The sequence below is a fragment of the Streptomyces sp. NPDC014894 genome, from assembly GCF_043080985.1.
Lineage (GTDB): Bacteria > Actinomycetota > Actinomycetes > Streptomycetales > Streptomycetaceae > Streptomyces.
In genome coordinates, this window is sequence record NZ_JBIBWD010000008.1 from 72,581 (window position 1) to 94,750 (window position 22,170).

The 22,170-nt window shown below is 74.4% G+C and carries 17 protein-coding genes and 1 riboswitch; of the genes, 7 read left to right on the forward strand and 10 right to left on the reverse strand.

The genetic code is table 11. From position 1 onward, the window contains the following. The first annotated feature begins 269 nt into the window (after positions 1-269). The 4 genes from ACF089_RS20140 (at position 270) to ACF089_RS20155 (ending at position 7,779) form a co-directional block, all read left to right on the forward strand. Positions 270-1,247 (forward strand): hypothetical protein, encoded by a 978-nt coding sequence (locus ACF089_RS20140; RefSeq protein WP_392028326.1) that lies wholly within the window; start codon positions 270-272, stop codon positions 1,245-1,247. A 249-nt stretch (positions 1,248-1,496) separates the two neighbouring features. Beyond that, the gene (locus tag ACF089_RS20145; protein WP_392028328.1) at positions 1,497-3,410 is read left to right on the forward strand and encodes an HSP90 family protein; all 1,914 of its coding nucleotides are present in this window, start codon (positions 1,497-1,499) and stop codon (positions 3,408-3,410) included. Beyond that, entirely contained in the window at positions 3,411-6,497 is a 3,087-nt protein-coding gene (locus ACF089_RS20150; protein ID WP_392028330.1) for a hypothetical protein, read from the forward strand. Positions 6,498-6,831: 334 nt separating this feature from the next. Further along, the gene (locus ACF089_RS20155) at positions 6,832-7,779 is read left to right on the forward strand and encodes an aldo/keto reductase (protein ID WP_392028332.1); all 948 of its coding nucleotides are present in this window, start codon (positions 6,832-6,834) and stop codon (positions 7,777-7,779) included. 61 nt (positions 7,780-7,840) lie between these two features. Here ACF089_RS20155 and ACF089_RS20160 read toward each other — a convergent pair whose 3' ends face one another. Continuing rightward, complete coding sequence (locus ACF089_RS20160) at positions 7,841-8,905, reverse strand: PP2C family protein-serine/threonine phosphatase (protein WP_392028334.1); 1,065 nt, start codon at positions 8,903-8,905, stop codon at positions 7,841-7,843. A 179-nt stretch (positions 8,906-9,084) separates the two neighbouring features. Here ACF089_RS20160 and ACF089_RS20165 point away from each other — a divergent pair, with 179 nt between their 5' ends. Continuing rightward, entirely contained in the window at positions 9,085-9,918 is an 834-nt protein-coding gene (locus ACF089_RS20165; RefSeq protein ID WP_392028336.1) for a class I SAM-dependent methyltransferase, read from the forward strand. Positions 9,919-9,998: 80 nt separating this feature from the next. Here ACF089_RS20165 and ACF089_RS20170 read toward each other — a convergent pair whose 3' ends face one another. The 7 genes from ACF089_RS20170 to ACF089_RS20200 form a co-directional block, all read right to left on the reverse strand. After that, positions 9,999-10,817 (reverse strand): class I SAM-dependent methyltransferase, encoded by an 819-nt coding sequence (locus ACF089_RS20170; protein WP_392028338.1) that lies wholly within the window; start codon positions 10,815-10,817, stop codon positions 9,999-10,001. A gap of 96 nt (positions 10,818-10,913) precedes the next feature. Further along, a complete protein-coding gene (locus tag ACF089_RS20175) occupies positions 10,914-11,777 on the reverse strand; it encodes an ABC transporter ATP-binding protein (protein ID WP_392028915.1) in 864 nt (287 codons plus the stop codon). Positions 11,778-11,850: 73 nt separating this feature from the next. Continuing rightward, a complete protein-coding gene (locus ACF089_RS20180; protein ID WP_392028340.1) occupies positions 11,851-12,906 on the reverse strand; it encodes a FecCD family ABC transporter permease in 1,056 nt (351 codons plus the stop codon). Then, complete coding sequence (locus tag ACF089_RS20185) at positions 12,903-14,018, reverse strand: iron chelate uptake ABC transporter family permease subunit (RefSeq protein ID WP_392028342.1); 1,116 nt, start codon at positions 14,016-14,018, stop codon at positions 12,903-12,905. The genes ACF089_RS20180 and ACF089_RS20185 overlap by 4 nt, the downstream gene beginning before the upstream one ends. Then, positions 14,015-14,902, reverse strand: a complete 888-nt coding sequence (locus tag ACF089_RS20190; RefSeq protein ID WP_392028344.1) for a siderophore-interacting protein — start codon at positions 14,900-14,902, stop codon at positions 14,015-14,017. The genes ACF089_RS20185 and ACF089_RS20190 overlap by 4 nt, the downstream gene beginning before the upstream one ends. Further along, positions 14,899-15,930: an ABC transporter substrate-binding protein gene (locus ACF089_RS20195; RefSeq protein WP_392028346.1), complete on the reverse strand. Its 1,032-nt coding sequence runs from the start codon at positions 15,928-15,930 to the stop codon at positions 14,899-14,901. The genes ACF089_RS20190 and ACF089_RS20195 overlap by 4 nt, the downstream gene beginning before the upstream one ends. 154 nt (positions 15,931-16,084) lie before the next feature. Next, positions 16,085-16,975 (reverse strand): AraC family transcriptional regulator, encoded by an 891-nt coding sequence (locus ACF089_RS20200; RefSeq protein ID WP_392028348.1) that lies wholly within the window; start codon positions 16,973-16,975, stop codon positions 16,085-16,087. A gap of 55 nt (positions 16,976-17,030) precedes the next feature. On the opposite strand from ACF089_RS20200, the gene ACF089_RS20205 reads away from it, so the two are divergent. Beyond that, complete coding sequence (locus ACF089_RS20205) at positions 17,031-18,794, forward strand: ABC transporter transmembrane domain-containing protein (RefSeq protein ID WP_392028349.1); 1,764 nt, start codon at positions 17,031-17,033, stop codon at positions 18,792-18,794. Then, on the forward strand, positions 18,791-20,584 hold the full coding sequence (locus ACF089_RS20210; RefSeq protein WP_392028351.1) for an ABC transporter ATP-binding protein: 1,794 nt from the start codon (positions 18,791-18,793) through the stop codon (positions 20,582-20,584). The genes ACF089_RS20205 and ACF089_RS20210 overlap by 4 nt, the downstream gene beginning before the upstream one ends. 28 nt (positions 20,585-20,612) lie before the next feature. Here the strand turns inward: ACF089_RS20210 and ACF089_RS20215 are convergent, their stop codons facing one another. Both ACF089_RS20215 and ACF089_RS20220 read right to left on the reverse strand, forming a co-directional pair. Beyond that, positions 20,613-21,125 (reverse strand): isochorismatase family protein, encoded by a 513-nt coding sequence (locus ACF089_RS20215; RefSeq protein WP_392028917.1) that lies wholly within the window; start codon positions 21,123-21,125, stop codon positions 20,613-20,615. Then, positions 21,008-21,733, reverse strand: a complete 726-nt coding sequence (locus tag ACF089_RS20220) for an alpha/beta fold hydrolase (RefSeq protein ID WP_392028353.1) — start codon at positions 21,731-21,733, stop codon at positions 21,008-21,010. The genes ACF089_RS20215 and ACF089_RS20220 overlap by 118 nt, the downstream gene beginning before the upstream one ends. A gap of 50 nt (positions 21,734-21,783) precedes the next feature. Then, positions 21,784-22,009, forward strand: a riboswitch (cobalamin riboswitch). Positions 22,010-22,170 lie beyond the last annotated feature (161 nt).

Genomic DNA, 22,170 nt, shown 5'->3' on the forward strand with positions numbered 1-22,170 from the left:
CCGCCGGCGCGCGGGGAGGTCTCCCGGGCGCGCCCCGTACGGGTAGGAGAATCGGCCAGTCGGCTCTTCGGGCCGACGGCGGGCGGGTGGTCGGGGGGCGGTCGACCGGCTTCGGCGCGGGGGCCGGGAGCGCTGTCGCGGGGAGGAGGGCGACGGCTGCGGCGACGCCGAGAAACAACTGTGCGATTGTCGGAGGCTCATGATAATCACTAGATCCACACGGGGGGTGACCATGTCCCTCCCGGTTCGTACACAGCAAGGGGTGGGACATGGCGTTGCTCCGTGAATGGGGGCTCACGCTGGGGAGATGGGCGGGCAGACCCAGCGCGCGGGTGCAGGAGGACTCCGGCGACCCCGAGGTGGCCCGGGTGCGGGAGGCCGCCTCGGCGGCGGACTGGGACACCGTTCGGCAGGTGCTCGAGGCCCGCCCCGAGAGCGAGGACCGGTCGGAGTTGCTGCGGGCCGTCAGCGACACCGAGGGGGTGGAGCTGTGGATCCCCGGGATCCTCGAAGCGGAACCCGAAGCGGCGCTCCCCCGGCTCGTGGCCGGAATGCGTCATATCAGCTGGGGCTGGGAGGCCCGGACCGGAGCCCGGGCGAAGGACGTCTCACGCGGGCAGTTCGAGGTGTTCCACACCCGGCTGCGCACGGCCGAGCGGTGGCTGTACGAGGCGGCGGAGCGCGAGCCGCGGTGGACCTCGCCCTGGTACGGCCTCCAGTTCACGGGCCGGGGTCTGCAGGTCGGCCAGACCGTCGCGCGCCGCCGGTTCGAGGCGGCGGTGCGGCGCGACCGGCACCATCTGGGCGCCCATCAGCAGCAGCTCCAGCAGGTCTGCGACAAATGGGGCGGCTCGCACGAGGAGATGCACGCCTTCGCGCACCAAGCCGCGTTCGGGGCTCCGGGCGGCACCCTGCTGGGCCAGCTCGTCGCGGTGGCCCACCTGGAGGAATGGCTCTCGCTCGACTCCGGTCCCGACGCCGTCTACATCGGCGCGCCCCGGGTGACGGCGTCCCTGCGGGCGGCGGCCGACCACTCCTTCCGGCATCCGGACTTCGTCCCCCGGGGAGCGTGGATCCAGGTCCTCAACACTTTCGCCATGGCCTTCTCGCTGGCCGGGGACACCGCCTCCGCCCGGGAGTGCTTCCGGGCGACCGAGGGCCGTGTCACCGAGTTCCCCTGGTACTACCTGGACGGCTCCGACCCCGCCGACGCCTACCGGAAGCACCGTTCGTCGGCCGGACGCTGAGCCCGGGCCGCTCGGCCCCGGCCGTACCGGCCCGTCCCGCGCCCGAGGATCCGCACGGGACCCGGGCCCGGGGGACGCGCCCCGGACCGCGGAGTCACAGCCCCGCCGCCGATCCGCACGGCACGTCCGGCACGTCCGGCGCGTGCGGACCCGCCCGCGCGGCTCACCGCGACCCGAACCGCCCGAACCGCCCGAAACCGCCCGCCCCGTACTCCCGCCCTCCCGTACTCGCGAACTCCGCCCTCCCGCATGCGCCCGTGCCGCCCCGGCGCGGACGCCCCCATCGAAAGACTGCGCCAGGTGCCCCACCCCGAGAACGCCCATACCTTCCAGGTCGACCTGCGCGGCCTGGTCGACCTGCTCTCCCACCATCTCTACTCCAGCCCCCGCGTCTACCTGCGCGAACTGCTGCAGAACGCGGTGGACGCCATCACCGCCCGGCAGGCGGCCGCGCCCGGCGCGCCCGCCTCCATCACCGTGCGCACCGGTGACGCCCTCACCGTCACGGACACCGGCATCGGTCTCACCGAGGCCGACGTCCACCGGTTCCTCGCCACCATCGGGCGCAGCTCCAAGCGGACTCCCGACGGCGCTCTGGACGGCGCGGGACTCGACGCGGCCCGGGGCGACTTCATCGGCCAGTTCGGCATCGGACTGCTCGCCTGCTTCGTGGTGGCCGACGAGATCACCGTGCTCAGCCGGTCGGCGGCCGATCCGTCGGCGCCCGCCGTCGAATGGCGCGGCCACTCCGACGGCCGGTACACCATCCGCACCCTGCCCGCCTCGGCCGTGCCGGAGCCGGGCACCACCGTCTCGCTGGTCCCGCGCGCCGACAACGCCGAGTGGACGAGCCCCGACCGGGTCGTCTCCCTGGCCCGGCACTACGGCGGTCTCCTGCGGCACGGGGTCACCGTCGTCGGTCCGCGCGGAGAGACCCACCGCATCAACGAGACACCGCCGTGGGAGGAGTCCCACCGCTCCCCGCTCGCCCGCCGCGAGGCGCTGACCGCGTACTGCCGGGAACTCTTCGACTTCACCCCGCTCGACAGCATCGAGCTGGACCTTCCGGCGGCCGGGCTGCGCGGCGTCGCCTATGTGCTGCCCACCGCCATGAGCCCGGCCCGGCGCGCCGGGCACCGGGTGCACCTCAAGGGCATGCTCCTCACGGACCAGGCCCCCGAACTGCTCCCGGAGTGGGCCTTCTTCGTCCGCTGCGTGGTCGACACCACCAGCCTGCGCCCCACCGCGTCCCGGGAGGCGCTGTACGAGGACGGCACTCTGTCCGCCGTACGGGACGCGCTGGGCGAGCGGATCCGCGACTGGCTCACCGGTCTCGCCGCCAGCGACCCGTCCCTGCTGCACCGCTTCATCGACACCCACCACCTCGCGGTCAAGGCGCTCGCCCGCTACGACGACGAGCTGCTGCGCATCGTGCTGCCGTGGCTGCCGTTCGAGACCACCGACGGCAATGTCACGCTGGAGGAGTTCGCGCGGACCCACCCGACGCTCCTGGTCACACGCAGCGTCGAGGAGTTCCGCCAGGTCGCCCCCATCGCCTCGGCCGCCGGACTGGGCGTCGTCAACGGGGGCTACACCTACGACCGCGACCTGGTGCACCGGCTGCCCGAGATCCGCCCCGGCACGGCCGTCGCCGATCTCGACCCGGCCACCGTCACCGCCCATCTCGACGCCGTCGACCCGAACGCCGAACTCCGCGCGGCGGCCTTCCTCGCCGTCGCCCGGGAGACCGTCGGCGTCCACGACTGCGATGTCGTCCTGCGCGACTTCCAGCCGGTCACCGCCCCCGCGCTGCTGCTGGACAACCGGGAGGCGCGCCACGAGCGGACCCGGTCGAGCCTCGCCGCCGACAGCGACGGACTGTGGGCCGACATCCTCGGCTCCCTGCGCGGCGAGACCCCGCGCGCCCGGCTCGTGCTGAACCATCTCAACCCGCTGGTCCGCCAGGCGATCACCATCACGGAGCGGGGACTGGCCGTCACGGCCGCCGAGGCCCTCTACGGACAGGCCCTGCTGCTCAGCCGCCGGCCGCTCCGGGCCGCCGAGAGCGCCCTGCTCAACCGGGCCTTCATCGGCCTGCTCACCCACGCCATGCACCGGCCCGGCACGGCGGCGCCCGGCTCCGAGCCCCGGAAGGAACTGTAGATGCTGGACACCCCCGAGGCCGTGATCGAGGCGCTGCGCCAGAACGACGAGCGCCCGCACGGACTGCCGCGTACCGTCACCGCCGAGGAACTCGTCGAGGCGGCCGAGGTCTTCGACCAGCCCGACGTCCTCGTCACGGCGCTGCTGGAGCTGATGGCGGCGTACGAGTTCACCGGCGAGCACCGCAAGGCCCCCGTCGTCTTCGCCCGAGTGCTGAAGCTCTGGGACACCACACCGGAGTCGTTCAGCCAGTGGGAGGCCCATCAGGTCTTCTGGCGCTTCAAGTGGGTGACGACGTCCCTGCTCCAGGTCCCCGAGATGCCGCTGACCGCGCTCCGGGGCTGGATCGACCAGATGCGCTCCCGCTACGAGGCGGCCGACCACGGCATGCAGCCGGTGGCGGCGATGCGCTACCACGTCGCCGCCCACACGGGCGCCGGCGTCGCCGACGCCTACGACCTCTGGGTCACCCGGCCCCGTACCGGGCTGAGCGACTGCGAGGCGTGCGAGACCCGGCATCTCGCACGGCATCGGGTCGCCTCCGGCGACGACGCCGGAGCCCTCGACAGCTGGCGGCCGGTCCTGGAGGGGACCTCCAGCTGCACCGAGGAGCCGCAGATGAGCCAGGCGTGCGCCCTGCTGCCGCTGCTGCGCACCGGCCGTACGGACGAGGCCCGCTCCCACCACCTCAGCGGCTACCGGCGGGTCCGCGGCAACACCGGCATGCTGGACGAGGTCGGACTGCACCTGGAGTTCTGCGCCCTCTCCCGCAACGAGGGCCGGGGGCTGGAGATCCTCGCCGAGAACCGGCCGCTGTTCGAGGCGCACGGCGCTCCGCTGGCCCGGCTGGAGTTCCTCACCGGCGCCGAGGTGCTGCTCGCCCGGCTCGCCGAGGACGGTCACGCCGACACCGCCGTCGCCGGGCCGCCCGGGCGGAACTGGACCGGGGGCGAACTCCTCGCCCATGTCCGGTCCGAGGCGGATCTGCTCGCCGCCGCCTTCGACGAGCGCAACGGCACCACGAACATCGGGGACCGCCGCCGGCTGCGCCTCGCACAGCGCCCGCTGCTCGACGAGCCGCTGCCGCTCGGCCTGCGGACCTCCGCCGCGCGTCCCCCGTCGTCGGCGGCGGGTGCGCCGGCGGGCTCCGCGACCGCGGCCGCCGGTCCGGAGATTCCCGACGACTTCGTCGCGCTGGTCCGCGAGGCACGGCGGCTGGCGTCGCTGGGGCACCCCGGACGCTCACGGCTCTGGACCCGGATCGCCGAACGGCTGGCCGACGGCTCCGCCGCGCACGACGACCGGCTCGGCCCCGAGGATCTGCTCGGCGCGGAACTCGCGGAGCACCGCGCGGCCCGGCTCGCGAAGGACGACCGCGAGCGGGAGAGCGCCGCCGAACTGGCCCGGGCCGCCGAGCTGTTCGAGGGGCTCGGGATGCCCTGGCAGGCGCTCTCCGCGCGCACGCGCTCGTTCGCCTGGGCGGCGGCCTCCGGCGACACCGAGACCGAGACGGAGACCGACACCGACACCGACACCGACACCGGAGACGGCGGCGCGGACCGTGCGGACCCGCCGGAGCCGAAGGCGGACCACGGCGCCGGGCGGCCGTCCGCGGAGGCGATCCGGACCGGCGTCGACAACGCCCTGCGCGAGGCGGAACGCCTCCAGGCCGAGGCCCCGTTCACGGGCGAGGCGCCCGGCGAGGGCGAGTCCGCCGCCGGGGACGACGTGGGCGCGGAACGCGTGCTGGAGTACCTCAGCGTGCTCTACTGCTGCGCCTTCGCCGCCTTCCAGGAGGTGCGGCGGCAGCCCGGGGGAGACTCCGGCCCCGCCCTGGAGCGGTGCGAGGAGCTGGCCCGTACGCTGCGCTCCGAGGCGGAGCGCCTCGCGGTCCCCCACCAGTCGGCCAACGCCCGGCAGTTCCTGGCGGACCTCGCCGACCGCCGGGGCGACGCCGAGAAAGCCGAGGCGGAGCTGCGCGCGGCCCTGAAGGACGTGGACGCCTCCGAGCGGCCCTGGCGCGGTTCGCCGCCGCGCGCGCTGCTCGCCCAGCTCCTGCTCTCCAGGGGCGAGGCGGCCGAGGCGGCGGAGCTGCTGCACCGGGCGGCCGCCGACGCGGTCCGCCACGACGACGCCGAGTTCGCGCTCGCGCCGACGTACGCGCTGCTCGGCCACGCGTCCGCGCATCTCGGCGACGGCGGCGGCGCGGTGCGCCACCTCTCGGAGGCGGCCGCGCGGTACGACCGGGAGGGGGCGTACCACGAGGCCACCGAGGTGCGGCTGCAGCTCGCCGACGTCCTGGCGGGCGACGGTCAACAGGCGGACGCCGTCGCCGTGCTGGAGTCCGTCCTCTCGGACGGGGCGGCGGCCGGGCTGGACGAACGGCTGGTGGCCCAGGCCCGGCTGAATCTGGCGCGCGGGCTGCGGGAGCTGGAGGAGCATCTGGCCGCCGCCGAGGAGTTCCTGCGGCTCGCGGACGTCGTCGACGCCTGGGAGGACGACCGCGCGGTGCACACCCTGGTGGCGTCGGAGGCGGCCACCGCGCTGGCGACGGCCGACCGCTGGGAGGCGGCGGCCACGGCGTACGAGCGCGCCGTGGCGTCGCACGCCGACGCGCCGAACCCGTCCGTGATCATCCGCATGATGGGCGAGTTCGCCCGTCTCACGATGGTGTCCCGGGGAGCCGAGGGTCTGGACGCGGCGCTGGAGCATCTGGCCGGGGCCGACGCGGTCCGGGCCGGTGTGCCCGAGGACGACGAGCACTTCGTCCCCTGGTACGAGAGCGGCTCGGTGCACTACCGCCGGGCCCGGGTCCTGGCGGACGCCCAGCGCTTCCCGGAGGCCCTGGCCGAGGCGGAGGCGGCCGTCGCCGACCATGAGCGCGGCGGGGAGCACGGCGAGGCGCCGCGGGCCGAGGCGGTCCGGATCGCCGCTCTGATCGAGGGCAACGGGCTGGAGCGGTACCACGAGGCCGTCGCCCGGCTGACGACGGCGGCGGCCCGCTGCCGCAGGGCGGACCTGCCCGAGGCCGCGCGGATCCTCACCGCCCTGCGGGAGGAGTACGTGACCCGGTCGCGGCGGGCGTGAGGCCACGGCCCCTGTGCTCCGTCGCGGACCCCAGGGGCCTGCCTCTCCCCTCCGCCGGCCGGGGGCTCTCCCGGCTGTGCCCGGCGAGGCGTCCGCCCCGGCGGCCGGCGGCGTCTCCAACCGCGGTCCCGGCATGAGCCGTTCGCCCGCGCGGCCACGGCGAACGACCCGACCGCGCGGAGGCGGCGGTGGCGAGGGCACACGTGGAGGGCGTGCCGGGGCCGCCCGGCCCGGGCGGGGGGCGATCCCGGAGCACCGGGGAGCGCTGTCCGGAAGGGGACTTCCGGCCGACGGTCCCGGGATGATCCCGGCCGGAGCGGTAGGGTTCGCGGTCATGGTCTCCCTGCGCCCTCTCGGCTCCTCCGGTCTGGATGTGTTCCCGCTCGCCCTGGGCGGCAATGTCTTCGGCTGGACCGCCGACCGGTCCGACACTTTCGCCGTCCTCGACGCCTACGCCGGGGCGGGCGGCAATCTCATCGACACCGCCGACTCCTACTCCGCCTGGGTGGAGGGCCATCGGGGCGGCGAGTCGGAGACGCTGATCGGCGAGTGGCTGGCCGCCCGCGGCCGTCGCGACGACATCGTCGTCGCCACCAAGGTCGGCGCCCACCCCGACTACAAGGGGCTCTCCGCCGCCACCGTCAAGGCCGCCGCCGAGGCGTCGCTGAAGCGGCTGAACACCGATGTCATCGATCTCTACTACACCCATTTCGACGACCCGTCGGTCCCCGTGGAGGAGATCGTCACCGCGCTCGACGAACTGGTGCGCGCGGGCAAGGTGCGGGCGATCGGCGCGTCCAACATCACCGCCGAGCGCCTCCAGGAGTCCATCGACTTCTCCGACCGCGAGGGTCTGGCCCGCTACTCCGTACTCCAGCCGCACTACAACCTGGTCTCCCGCGACACCTACGAAGGGCCCCTCCAGGCCCTCGCCTCGCGCTCCGGCCTCGCCGCCGTCCCCTACTTCGGGCTCGCCTCCGGCTTCCTCACCGGCAAGTACCGGCCCGGGGCCGCCGTCGACAGCCCCCGCGCCGGCACGGCCCTGGCCCATCTGGACACCGAACGCGGCCGACGGGTCCTCGCCGCCCTGGACACGGTCGCGGCGGACCGGGGCGCCGAGGTCGCGACGGTCGCCCTCGCCTGGCTGGCGGCCCGCCCCACGGTCGCCGCGCCGATCGCCAGCGTCCGCAACCCCGGGCAGCTCCCCGCTCTTCTGGCGCTGGCCGGACTGGAGCTGACCGAAGCGGAGGTCGCCCTGCTGACGGAAGCCTCCGCACAGTAAAGATCGAGCCATTCGGGTACGAGCGGTCCCGGCCCCGGCCGGGTCCGCCCGCACCCGGCGGTCAGGTTCCGGCGGTGAGGGCGAGGAGGGCCATGTCGTCGGTGACGCCCGCGCGGGTGTGCCGCCGTACATCGGCGACGACCAGGTCGAGCAGTTCCGCGGGCGCGGCGGGCGGCAGTGCGGCGAGCGCGGTCGCCGGGTCGTAGAAGACGCCGTGCTCGTCGCGCGCCTCGGTCAGCCCGTCCGTGAACAGCAGCAGGGTCGCCGCCTCGGGCATCGGGTACTCCCGGCGCCGGACAGCGTCCCCGCCGAACGCGGCCATGCCGAGCGGCAGCCCGGGCCGGGGGTCCTTCAGCGGAAGGGGCGCGCCGCCGGGCCGCAGGAGCAGCGGGGCCGGATGGCCGTGGTTGACGATTCTGACCACCCGGCGGCCGTGGGGGATCTCGGCGAGGACGGCGGTGGCGAACAGTTCGTCGGCGTCCAGACCGCCCCGCCGTTCGGCCTCGCGGGCGAGCGCCCCGTCGAGCCACTCCCCCACCGCCTCCAGCCGCTCCTCCCGGTCGGCGGCCTCGCGGAAGGCGCCCACGGCCGCCGCCACCGTCCCCACGGCCCCCAGCCCCTTGCCCCGTACGTCCCCGACCACGAGCCGCACCCCGTGCGCGGTGTCCTGGACGGCGAAGAAGTCGCCGCCGATCAGGGCGTCCCGCGCGGCCGCCTCGTAGCGTGCCGCGACCAGCAGTCCGCCGAGCCGGGCGGGCGGAGTGGGCAGCACCGCGCCCTGCGCGGCCTCGGCGATCTCGCGGGCGGAGGCCAGCCGCTCGCCTCCGCGCCGGATCAGGACGTTGATCACCAGGGCCAGGGCGGCGACCGTGAGGACGGTGAACTCCTCCGTGTACGCGTACGCCTCGCCGAGGGTGCTGTCCTGCACATGCAGCCCCGCGACGGCCACGGTGGCGATCAGACCGGTGAGCAGGGTCCCGGCGAAGGAGTAGAAGGGCGCGGCGACCAGCGGCGCGGCGGCGAACAGGGGCGCGGCCGTGTACTGCTGGGGCGTGAACACCGCGAACACCACGCCCCCGGCGATCAGCAGCGCGGGCAGCAGCCGGACGGCACGTCGAGACCCCATCACACACCAGTGGTGCCCCCGCTTCCTCGTCCGTTAACCGGGCTCTGGGCCGATCGGGGGGCCGCCCGTACGCCGCCGGGCCCGCCCCGGCCGTACCCCCGGCCCGGCGGCACGGGCCCGCAGCGGAACGGGCGAAATCCGGTTGCGGATCCCGGCGGCGCCTCGCCAGGCTCGGTCCCATGGCAGACACCGCTTCGCAACAGGCCCCCGCCGGATCGCCCGTGCTGCGGGAGGAGATCCTCGCCTACTACGAGCGGGGGAAGGAGGACGGCAGGCTGCGCACCGGGGTCGGGCGGCTGGAGTTGTGGCGCACCCAGGACGTGCTCCGCAGGCTGCTGCCGGAGCCCCCGGCCACGATCCTGGACGTCGGGGGCGGCAGCGGTGTGCACGCGGCCTGGCTCGCCGGGGACGGTCATCGTGTGGAGGTGATCGATCCGGTGCCGCTCCATGTGGAGCAGGCCGCCGCGCTGCCCGGTGTCACCGCCCGGGCGGGGGACGCCCGCGCGCTGCCCGTGCCGGACGGCTCGGCCGAGGTGGTTCTGATGCTCGGGCCGCTGTACCACCTCACCGAGCGGCGGGACCGGGTGCGGGCGCTGGCCGAGGCCCGCCGGGCGGTCCGGCCGGGCGGGCTGGTGGTCGCCGCCACGATCAATCGTTTCGCCGGGCTCCACGACTCTCTCGACAACGGCGGGTACGCCGATCCCGGGCTGCGGGCGTTCGTCGACGCCTTCAGCCGCGACGGCAGGCACAGCGCCGAGGGCGGCTCCTTCACCACCGCCTACTTCCACGAACCGGCCGAGGTCCCTGAGGAGTTCCGGGCGGCGGGGCTGACGCCGACCGGCCAGTACGGGCTGGAGGGCGCGGCCTGGCTGATGCGGGACGCGGTCGCCCGCCCGGCGGACGGCGATCAGCGGCACGCCGTGCTGGCGGCGCTGCGGCGCGTCGAGTCGGTCCCCTCCCTGCTGGGGATCAGCGGCCACCTCCTCACGGCAGGGACGGCCGCCGCGGCCTGATCGCGGGCCGGTCCCGGCGGCCGCCGGAGCACAGGGGGCCGCCGGAGCACAGGGGGCCGCCGGAGCACGGGGGCGGCGGGCTAGCGGGTCCGGGCGAGGAAGAGGTCGCTCATGTGGTGCATGTCGATGCCGCCGCCGTGGGCGTCGAGCAGCCGGCCGGTGTCGGCGAGGGCCCGTTCGCGGCGGTCCTCGGGGAGGATGCGGTAGGCGGAGACCGAGGCGAGATAGGACAGATAGCGGGCGGTGTCGTAGCGGGCGGGACGGCGGAAGCGGATCGACCGCAGGTCGGTGAAGCGGCCGTCGCGGCGGCACTCGGCCTCGGGCCAGTCGTCGCCCGGTCCGCTGCCCGCGGGCTCGTCCCCGAGGGCGGAGGCCAGTTGGCCGTGGGGCGGGGCGACGACGCCGTGGCGGCGGTCGATCTCGGCGAGTTCCGCGTGCAGTCCGCTGTCCACCACGGCGTGCGGGTTCCAGAACAGGGCGACCGTCCCGCCGGGTTCCAGCGCGGTGTGGACGAGGTCCCAGCGGCGGTCGCGGGCCATCCAGTGCCAGCAGGTGGCGGCGTAGAGCAGCCCGTAGCGGCGCGGGCCGGGCCGCCACTCCTCGAAGCCCCGGACCTCGACCCGGACGTTGGGGTGTCCCGCGGTGTTGCGGCGCAGCACCTCGGCCATGCGCGGGTCGGGCTCGACGCACAGGAGCGGGACTCCGCGCGCGGCGAAGGGGATCGTGGCCTTGCCGGTGCCCGCGCCGATCTCCACGGCCGCCCGGTCGCCGAGCGCCGCGTGGTCCAGCACCTCGGTGACGAGAGCGTCGGCGTATCCCGGGCGGGCGGCGTCGTATGCCTCCGCGACCTCGCCGAAGACCTTGCCGCGCACCGTGGCGGTGCGTCCCTCCGCGGTCATGGGCGTGCCTCGATTCCCTGGTCGACTGCCGGTCACCCTATCGACCGGGCCGGTCGGGGGGGGGCCGGCGGTCCCGGGGCGCCGGGCGGTGCGCGGTCATCCGGCGGCGGCCGCCGCGCGAGGGGCGGCGCCCGCGCTGCCCAGGGGGATGACGAGCGGGCTTCCCGCGACGGGGTCGGTGATGATGGTGCAGGGGAGTCCGAAGACCTCTTCGACGAGTTCCCCGGTGATGATGTCCGAGGGCGCGCCCTCGGCGACGACGGTCCCGTCCTTCATGGCGATGACATGGGTTCCGTAGCGTGCGGCCTGGTTGAGGTCGTGCAGGACAGCGACCAGGGTGCGGCCCTCCCGGTTGAGCCGGGTGAACAGCTCCAGCAGTTCGATCTGGTGCGCGATGTCGAGGAAGGTCGTCGGCTCGTCGAGCAGGAGCAGCGGGGTCTCCTGGGCGAGGACCATCGCCACCCAGACCCGCTGGCGCTGGCCGCCGGAGAGTTCGTCGACCGGCCGGCCCGAGAGGGCGGAGACGTCCGTCGCCTCCATGGCCCGCAGCACGGCGGCCTCGTCCTGTGCCGACCACTGTCTGATCAGCCGCTGGTGGGGGTGGCGGCCGCGGGCTATGAGGTCGGCGACGGTGATCCCGTCCGGGGCGAGCGAGGTCTGCGGGAGCAGTCCGAGCACCCGGGCGACTTCCTTGGACCGGTACGAGGTGATGGCCTTTCCGTCCAGGACGACCTGGCCGGTGGTGGGTTTGAGCAGTTTGGCCAGGCCCCGGAGGAGGGTGGACTTTCCGCAGGCGTTGGGGCCGACGATGACGGTGAACGATCCGTCGGGGATGTGGACGGACAGGTCACGGGAGATGGTGCGGCCGTCGTAGCCGAGGGTGATGTTCTCGGCGCGCAGCCGGGCGGTGGGGGTGTCGTCGGTGTGCAGTCGGGCGGTGGGGGTGTCTTCGGTGTGCATGGCCTTCGGGGTGTGGGTGGTGCGGCGGCTCTGGGCTCTGGTCATGTCCGGGCTCCTCGGGCGTTCGGTCGGGTCAGCCGGCCCTGCGGGCTTCGCGCACCAGCAGCCAGACGAAGTACATTCCGCCGATCGAGACGGTCACGATGCCGACCGGCAGCTGGACCGGGGCGAAGAGACGCTGGCCGGTCAGATCGGCGAGGACGAGCAGGAAGGCCCCGAGCACGGCGGACGGCAGCAGGGCGACCGACGAGGAGCGGGTGACGCGCCGGGCGATCTGCGGTGCGACGAGGGAGATGAAGGCGATGGGGCCGGCCGAGGCGGTCACCAGGGCGGTGAGCGCGACTCCCAGCACGACCGCGACGAGCCGTACGGCGTCGGTTCGGGTGCCGAGGGCGGCCGCCGCGTCGTCGCCGAGTTCGAGCTGCCGCATCGCCGGGCCGGTCGCCAGGGCCAGGGGTACGAGCACGGCGAGGATGCCCAGGACCGGCCAGAGCTGGTCGTACCCGAGGCTGTTGAGGGAGCCGCCGCCCCAGACCGCGGCGAGCATGGCCTCCTCGAGGTCGGTCCGCAGCAGCAGCCAGGTGTTGAACGCGCCGAGCATGGCAGAGATCGCGATGCCGACGATGATCAGCTGGAAGGCCTGCGCGCCCCGGCGGTAGGCCAGGACGAAGACCAGGAACGCGGTGGCGATGCCGCCGAGCAGCGAGCCCGCGGCCACCTGGTAGTAGCCGCCGCCGCTCAGCAGCATGACGACGAGCGCGCCGGTGTAGGAGCCGGAGGAGAAGCCGATGATGTCCGGTGAGCCGAGCGGGTTCCGGCTGACGGACTGGAAGATCGCTCCGGCGATGGCCAGGGCGGCGCCGAAGAGCACGGCGAGCAGCGCCCGGGGAAGCCGCCACTCGACGATGATCTTCCTGGTGCCGGCCTCCCCGCCGCCGGTCAGTGTGCTGATCACCTCGCCGAGCGGGATCTCGTAGGTGCCGTACGCCAGGGAGATCAGCACGGCCGCGGCCGTGAGCAGGGAGAAGACGGCGCAGGCGACGGCGGTGCGCGCGTCGGCGCGGAGCGACCAGCGGGAGCCCCGGGAGACGAGGACCGTTCTGCCGAAGTCGACGGCCGGGCCGCTCACAGTCCGCTCGCCTTCTTGCGGCGTACGAGCAGGATGAGCACGGGGGCTCCGATGAACGCGGTCACGATACCGACCTGGAGTTCCTGGGGGGTGAGGACGATGCGGCCGACCGTGTCGGAGACGATCAGCAGAATCGGCGCGCAGACGATGGTGTACGGGATGATCCAGCGCTGGTCGGGGCCGACGAACCAGCGGACGACATGGGGCACCATCAGGCCGACGAAGCCGATGGGTCCGGCCGCGCCGGTGGCCGCCCCGGCGAGCAGGGTGACGGCGACGACCACCATGACCCGGGTGCGGCCGATGCCCGCGCCCAGGGACCGGGCGAGGTCGTCGCCGAGGGCGACGGCGTTCAGGGAGCGGGCCGAGAGGAGGGCGAGCACCAGGCCCGCCGCGATGAAGGGGAGCACGGCCCGGATGACGTCCCAGTCGCGGGCGGCGAGCGAGCCCGCCGCCCAGCCGCGCATCGCGTCGAGGGTCTCGGGTTTCAGCAGGGCGACGGCGGCGGAGATCCCGGCGAGCACCGCGCTGAAGGCCACGCCGACGAGGGTCAGCTGGACCGGTGTCGCGCCGGCCCGGCCGGCCGATCCGAGGATGTACACCAGGGTGGTGGTGACGACGGCTCCCGCGAAGGACATGCCGAGGTACTGGCCGATCGAGGTGAGTCCGAGGAAGGCGACGCCGATGGTGACGGCGAATCCGGCGCCGGCGTTGACGCCGAGGATGCTGGGGTCGGCCAGCGGATTGCGGGTGAGCGCCTGGATGAGGGCTCCGGAGACGCCCAGGGCGGCCCCGACGATCAGTCCGAGGAAGGCGCGCGGCACCCGCAGGTCGCGCACGATGAAGGCGTCCTCGGAGCCGTCGTAGGCGGTCAGCGCCTGCCAGACGTCGGCGACGGGGATGGATTTGGCGCCGAAGGCGAGGCTCAGCACCAGGCACGCGCCCAGGACGGCGAGGGAGACGAGGAGTCCGAGGGTTCGGCCCGCGTTGGTGCTCACCAGCCCCGGGCGGCACCGTCCGCCGTCCTCGCCGCGGGCGGCGGGCGGTCCGGACGGCGGGGCCGGGTCCGGTCCGGGCCGCCCCGCGCGACCGGCGGCCACTGTGGTGCTCATAGGCCGAGACGCTCCAGCTGCTTCTCGTAGAGGTCGCGTCCGAGTTCCGCGTCGTCGGTGCGGGTCCAGACGCTCTCCAGGCGCGCGACGGTCTCCTCGTCGAGGGCCTCGTACCGCCGGAGCCACTCCTCGTGCTTGAAGGTCCAGTAGCCGATCACCTGATACCACTCGGCGGGCAGGCGCAGTTCGTGGCGGAGGTAGCGGCGGGCGACGCGGAGTTCGGTGGATTCACCGGCCACCCAGACATAGGCGCCGGGGGCGATCGTGAGTTCGCGCAGGGCCTCGGTGATGGCGCTGGGTCCGACGCCGTTGCCCCGGCCGGGGATCCAGCGCACGTCGAGCCGCCGGGAGGGTCCGGTGAGTTCGAGGGCGTGGGAGGCGTCCGCGATCTCGACGACGGCGGTGGCCTCGGTCTCGGGGTCGAGCTGTTCGAGGAGGCGGCCCAGGGCGGGCAGACCGGTGGCGTCGGTGACGAAGATCTGGCGGGCCGCTCCGGCGGGCGGTTCGTAGAGCCGCCGGGGCGGGCCGAAGACGATCCGGTCGCCGGGCCGGGCCGCCTGCGCCCAGCCCGCCGCGCGGCCGTGACCGTGCAGGACGAAGTCGATGTCCACCTCGGCCGCCGCCGGGTCGAACCGGCGGATCGTGTAGGGCGCGACATGCGGGTAGCGGCCCTCGGGGTAGTTCCATCCGCCGTTCTCGCCGATCTCGGGCAGAACCGGTTCGGCTCCCGGCTCGGGGAAGTGGACGCGGACGTACTCGTCGCCGATCCGGGTCGAGGAGTAGGAGCGGAGGGTCTCGCTGTGGAGCGTAACCCTGGTCATCCCAGGGGAAAGCGCGCGCACCGCGGTGACTTCCGCGAGGACGCAGGGGGCGGCGGCGGTCACTTTCCGGCCTTGGCGTCGATCCGGGCGAGGAGGGTGTCGAGCTGGTTCAGGCTCTCCGTTCCCCATTCGAAGGAGGAGACCACGGCGGCGGGGATGTTCTCGAAGACGAGACCGTTCTTCACCGCGGGGAGGTTCTTCCACACCGTGTTCTTGGAGAGGGAGGTCACGAAGTCCCCGGCCCCGTAGGAGTGGATCAGGATGTCCGCGTTGGAGAGCTTGCCGATCTGTTCGAGCGACAGCCACTGGCTCACCGTGCCGGGCTCGCCCTTGTGCTCCCCTTCGGTGAAGGAGCGGAACCGGGCGCCGACGGCGTCCCAGGAGGGGACGTAGAAGTGTCCGGCGGGGTAGGTGCCCCAGGTGGACTGGTCCTGGCCGTAGCCGAACACGGCGATCTTGTTCTTGGTCAGGACGTCCGCGTACTCGGTCTTCAGCTCGGCCGCGCGCTTTCTGAAGACCGTCTGCTGCCGCTTGCCCTCGTCGGCCTTGCCGACGGCCGCGGCGATCATGAGCGTACGGTCCTCCCAGGCGCCGACGCCGGAGGCGTCGAGCTGGACGACGGGGGCGATGCCCTGGAGCCGCTCCAGCTCGCCCTTCCGGAGGAAGCGGGTCTCGGCGAAGATCATGTCCGGGTCCTGCTTCGCCACGGCCTCGATGTTCAGCTCGTAGTAGGTCCCGACGGTCGCCGTCTTGCCGAGGGCGTCGTGGTACTTCTTCGGGCGGAGGTTCGGGTCGGGGTCGTCGAAGCCCTCGACGACGCCGATCGGCTTGATCCCGAGGTCGACCAGGGCGGCCGGGGAGTAGAAGTCGACGGAGACGATCCGCCGGGGCTCGGCCGGGACCTCGACCTTCCCGGCGATGTCGGTGACCGTGCGGGTCTTCGCGCCGGAGCCCTTGCCGGAGTCCCCGCCGGAGTTCTTCGCCTCCGCCGAGCAGGAGCTGAGGGTCAGCACGGCGGCGACGCCCACGGCCGCCGCCGCGAGGGCTCTGCGTCGCGGGAGGCGGAAGGCGGGGGTGGTGCGGGGTGTCATCGGACTCCTTCGGGGACCCGTACGGACGGTCGACAGACCGCCAATTCGGGCTTAGGGCAGGCTTACCTAAGAAAGGTAACCCAGTTCCCATCAGGGTATGGCGACACTCTGTTCCGGTTTCACGACACGGCGGGCCGGGGGCGGGGCGCCGTTTTCACGACACGGTGGACCGTGGGCGAGGAGCTGCCCGCGCCGGATCGTCGAGCCCGCTCACCGAGCGGAAGTAGGCCGCGGGCGTATGGCCCGTGACCTGGCGGAAGAGATCGATGAAGGTGCTCGGATTGGCATAGCCGAGCCGGCGCGACACCGAGACCACCGGCTTGCCGGCCGCGATGTCGATCAGCGCGGACCGGACCCGGACGAGGATGCGCCACTGGGTGAGGCTGACGCCGGTGTCCCGCTGGAACCAGCGCATCAGGGTGCGGCCGCTCAGCCCCAGCTCCCTCGCCCACTCCTCCGTCGTACGGTCGTCCGCCGGATCGGCGATGATCCGCTCGGCGATCGAGCGCAGCTCCGGGGTCTTGGGCAGCGGGATGTCGAGCGAGGTGGCCTGGACCGGTCTGACGAGGTCCACCCCGACCTGCTGGAGCCGCAGCCGCGCGTCCTCCGGCATCGCCTCCCGCTGGTTGTGCAGCAGGATCTCGCGCAGCAGCGGACTCATCGGAATGCCCGTGACGGTGTGCCAGGACGTCTGGACGAGGCCGGGATTGAGATACGTGGCGTAGGTGACCGCGCCCGCGCTCGCCTTGACCCGGTGGGGCATGCCCGCGGGCAGCCATATCCCCAGCGCGGGCGGGACGAGCCACACATGCCCGGCAGCCTCGACCGTCACATTGCCGGTGCTCGACCAGAGCAGCTCCGGCTCGGGGTGGGACATCTTCTCCCACTCCATCGGCTCGCGCGCGGTGAAGGTGCTGGTGGTGAGCAGCCAGGGATCCTCGACCTGCCGTTCCCCGCCGGGCACGTACGCGGTCCACTCGTCGGGCTCCAGCGTGGGCGCGCCCCAGAGGCGCACCGCCGAAGCCCTTTGTCGCTTTACCGTCATAGCGTGTCACGTTACCTGCTTGTGTACTCGTCCCCGGCCTTCCTAGCGTGAGGCGGTGACCGCTCCCGACACCCGCCCCGCCCCCGCCTCCCCGGGGCCGCGACCGCCCGGACACCGCACCGGCGCACCACGGCCCGCCCCTCCCGACGGCGGTCCGGCGAGCCCGGGCGCGCTGATCCGGCACGGGTCCTTCGGGTCCGGCCGGGGTCGGCGTCTCGGCGTCGCCGGCACCGGATTCGCGGGCCACCAGGTCGCGGAGGCGATGGTCCCCGTCCTCATCGGCGTGGTGATCGACCGGGCCGTCCGCACCGGGGACACCGGCGCGCTGCTGAGCCTGCTGTCCGCGCTCGCCCTCCTGTTCGCCCTGCTGATCCTCTGCTGGCGGACGGGTTCCCGCCTCACCACGCACGTCTACTCCTACGGAGAGCACGAGCTGCGGCTGCTGGCGGCGGGCCGGGTGCTGCACCCCCGGGGCATGGCCACGAGACGCTCCCCCGGCGATGTGCTCACCGTCGCCACCTCCGACGCGTCGAACGTCTCCGGCCTCGCCTGGGTCCTCGCCGAGCAGGGCGGCGCGCTCGCCGGACTGCTCACGGCGACGGCCGCCCTGCTGCTGATCTCCTGGCAGCTCGCCGCCCTCGTCCTGGCGGTCGCGGCCGTCCAGCTGCTGGCGCTCCATCTCCTGAGCGGACCGCTGGAGCGGCGGGTGTACGCCGAGCAGCGCGGGGCCGCCCGGGCGGGCGCGCTGGCGGCCGACTTCACCGGCGGGCTGCGGGTGCTCAAGGGCTTCGGGGCCGAGGGCACGGCGGCGGACCGCTACCGGGACGCCAGCCAGGAGTCCGCGCGGGCCGCGCTGCGCCGGATCCGCTCCCTGGCGGATCTGTCCGCGCTGAACTCCGCGCTCTCCGGGGTCGCCCTGGCCGGGATCGCGCTGGTCGCGGGCTTCATGGCGCTGGACGGGTCGATCACGGTCGGGAATCTCGTCACCGCCGTGGGTCTCGCCCAGGTGGTCGCCGGGCCGATGGAGACCCTCGGATTCCTGGGCGCGGCCGTCGCCTCCAAACGCGGCTCCGCCCGCAGACTGGCCGAACTCCTCGCGGTCCCCCACCGGTTCCCCGAGCCGTCCGCGGCTCCCCCGGACCGGACCGCCGGCCCCGAGGACGGGACCGAGGAGCGTCCCTCCGACGGCCCGCTCCTCGCCCTGCGGCTGGACGACGGCCCGGCCGTCACCGCCGGGCCGGGCGAGGTCGTCGGCATCCGCGCCCAAGGTGAGACCGCCCGGGAGCTGGCCGAACTGATCTCCTGCCGGCGGGTCCCGGAGCCGGGCCGGTATCTGCTGCGCGGCCGGGACGTCGCGGGGCTCTCCCCCGACGAGGCGCGCCGTACCGTCTTCGCACCGCCGCACGACTCCGCCGTGTTCACCGGCACCGTCGCCGACAATCTCGCCGCCGAGGCGGTGGACCCGGCCGCCCTCACCGCCTCCGGACTGGACGACGTGCTCACCCATCTGCCGGACGGAACCGCCTCCGAGGTCGGCGAACAGGGCCGGCTGCTGTCGGGCGGCCAGCGGCAGCGGCTGCTGCTCGCCCGGGCCCTGCACCAGCCGCAGCCCGTCCTCGTCCTGCACGAGCCCACCACCTCCGTCGACAGCGTCACGGAGGACCGCATCGCCCGGGCGCTGCGCGGGTTCGGCGACCGGGCGATCGTCCTCGTCACCACCAGCCCCGCCCTGCTCGGCGCCTGCGACCGGGTCCACGAGGCCCCGGAGCCGTCCGGGCCGGCGGCCGGGACGCACCAGGACCGGGTGACCGCGCGATGACCACCACACCGACGGAGCCCGGGGACCGCACGGCGGCGGACGGCGCGGGACCGGCGCCGCTGCCCGTCGCCTCCACCCGGGAGACCGCCCGCGGCGCCCTCCGCCTCCTCTCTCCCCACCGGGCCCGTCTCGCCGGAACCGTCGTGGTGCTGCTCGCCGCCGCCGCGTCCGCGCTGGCGGCCCCCGCCCTGCTGGGCGTGATGGTCGACATCGTGATCGCCAAGCGGCCCCGGCACGAGCTGCTCCTGCCGGCCGGCGGGGTGCTCGCGGCGGCGCTGCTGAGCGCCTGCCTCGGCCGGTGGGGGCGGCTGCTGCTGGCCCGCACCGCGCAGCACGCCCTCGCCGAGCTGCGCGAGGACGTCTTCGCCACGGCGGTCGCCCAGCCCTCCGCCCTGGTGGAGAAGGCGGGGACGGGCGATCTCGTGTCCCGGGTCGCGGGCGACGCGGAGGCCGTCAACACCGTCATCGGACGGGTGCTGCCCGCCTTCGTCTCCGCGTTCCTCACCATCGCGCTCACCCTGATCGGGATCGGGGCGATCGACTGGCGGTTCGCCCTCGCGGTGCTCGCCGCAGCGCCCCTCCAGTACGTGGCGCTGCGGCGCTTCCTGGCCCGGTCGGGTCCGGTGTACCGGGAGCTGCACAGCGCCGAGGCCGCTCGCGGCCAGGAGATCGTGGAGACCCTCAACGGCGCGGACACGGTGGCCGCCCTCCGGAGTCAGCGCCGGCGGCTCGCCCGGATCGCGGCCTCCTCCGAGCGCGCCATCGGCCATGAGCTGGACGCCGTACGGCTGCGCAACGGCTTCTACGGGCTGCTGAACGTCGCCGAGCTGATCGGTCTCGCGGCCGTGCTGGCGGTCGGCCACCGGCTGGTCATGGACTCCGCGGTGAGCCTGGGCGCGGCCACCGCCGCCGCCCTCTACTTCCACCAGCTGTTCGGCCCGGTGGGCGTGCTGCTCTCGAACGTCGACGAACTCCAGGACGCCGGGGCGGGTCTGGCGCGTCTCGTCGGCGTCACCGCCCTGCCGAAGCCGCCCGCGGCCTGCCCCCCGCCGGCGCCCGGCCCGTCCGGCGGCGGCCGGGTCGTCCTCGACCGGGTCTCGTACGGATACGGTCCCGGCCGGCTCGCGCTCGACCGGGTCTCGCTGACCGTCGAGCCCGGGGAGACCGTCGCGATCGTCGGGGCCAGCGGGGCCGGGAAGACGACGCTCGCCAAGCTCGTCGCCGGTGTGCTGAGCCCGGACAGCGGCGAGATCGTCATCGACGGCGCGCGGGCCGCGTCACCGGCCGGGCGCGCCCGGACCGTCCTGGTGAGCCAGGAGGTCCATGTCTTCGACGGGACCGTCGCGGAGGATCTGCGCCTCTTCGCCCCCGGCGCGGACGACGACCGGATCCGGGCGGCGGCCGCGCGGCTCGGCGCGGAGTGGATCGACGGGCTCCCCGCCGGACTCGACACCCCGGTCGGCGCGGGCGGCCACGAGCTGACCGCCGCGCGGTCGCAGCATCTGGCGCTGCTCCGGCTCACCCTGGCCGCCCCCTCGGTCGCGGTCCTGGACGAGGCCACGGCGGAGGCGGGGAGCACGGACGCGGGTCTGCTCGACCGGGCGGCGGCCTCGGCGCTGTCCGGCCGTACCGCCATCGTGATCGCCCACCGGCTCGGCCAGGCCGCGCGGGCCGACCGCATCGTCGTCATGGAGGACGGCCGGGCCGTCGAGTCCGGGACGCATACGGAGCTGGTGCGGGCGCGGGGGCGGTACGCGCGGCTGTGGGAGGCGTGGGAGCGCGGCCGCTGAGCGGGCGCGGCCCCCGGGCCCCCGGCGGTCAGTCGAAGCGGACCCGCGCCGCCGGCGTCACCCGGATCGAGCGTCCGGGGTACTGGATGGTGGCGAAGGTCGTGTTGTGGTGCTCGACGACCTGGGCCGCGGTCGGCACGACGCCCACCGGGCGTACCGGTGTGGTGTGTCCGTCCGAGACCAGCACGAGATCGTGGCCGAGGGAGAGAGCGGCCCGGGCGGTGGAGTCGACGCAGTACTCCGTGGCGAAGCCGGTGACGACCAGCCGGCGCACCGCCCGTCCGCGCAGCAGGTCGCCGAGGCCGCTGCCGAGGAAGGAGTCGGCGCTGTCCTTGTCGAGGACGGCGTCGCCCGGCCGGGGCGCGACCGCCGGGTGGATGTCGCGGAGTTCGGCGGGCACGGGGTAGGCGTCGAGGCGTTGCCTCAGATGGACGACGGGCGTCCCGGCGGAGCGGGCCCGGCCGGCGAGGCCGGCGATCCGGGAGAGACAGCCGTCGGCGTCATGGGCGTCGGCCAACAGGGCGATCTGCATGTCGATGATGAGCAGCGCGGTCTCCGGCATCCCGCGAGCCTATCCCTCCGGCCGCGCGCGTCGGCGGGGAACGCGGCCGGGCGACCCGGGCGATCGGTGCGCGGGGGCGGCGGCCCGGGTGCGCGTCGCCCGTACGGTGAAGCCCTCCCGGCGCATGTCGGCGGCGGCGTCCTCGGGCAGCGCGTCGAGCATCGTGCGGTGGGCGGGGGCGAGCAGCCCGCCGGCCGGCCGATCCTCTCCTGTCGGCGGACGGAGCGTTCGAAGAACAGATCGCGGGCTTCGTCGGCGGGGTCGGCCGGCACGAGGTCCGCTGCGCGTTCGGGGGCGGCCCCGGCGGCGAGGCGTACGAGCGGCCCGCCCCAGCTGTGGCCGACGAGGACGAACGGCCCGGGGCCGAGGCGGTCGAGAAGGTCCGTCAGGTCCTCGGCCATCCTGTCGAGGGCCCGGGCCGCCGGGTCCCGGCGGCTCCGGCCGAGGCCGCCGCGGTCGTGGACCACCGTGCTCGTCCGCCCGGACGAGCGCCCCGTACGAGCGGCCCGCGGCGAGCCCTCCCCCCTCCGATCCGGCCTGCTCGGCGCGGGTCGGCCGCCGCCAATCCCGAACCATCCGTGTCTCATGTCACGGTCCGGAATGTGAACAGCACTGTCCGAAGGCACGCGATCCCTCTACGCTGACCGGTGCAGCTGGTTCGCCCTGTCCGCCAGACAGACGCGTCGCAAGAGGGAACCCGGTGGAAATCCGGGACTGCCCCGCAGCGGTGAGTGGGAACGACCGCCGTCATACGCACTGGATCCGGGAAACGGATCTGGGAAGCGACGGCCAGTAGGTGCCGACCGGGAGACCGGACGGCGGGCCCGCGAGTCCGAAGACCTGCCCGCTGTCCGCGCACGACCCGTTCGTGTGCGGATATCCCGGTGACCTCGTGGGCGGGTCGGCGACCATATCCGGCGGACGACCGCGCCCTGCGCGGCACGGGTCCGTCCGATGTGTCCTCCCTTCGCCTCCTCGTCCCGTCACCGGGATCCACAGGAGACATCTCGCGAAGGAGAGTTCC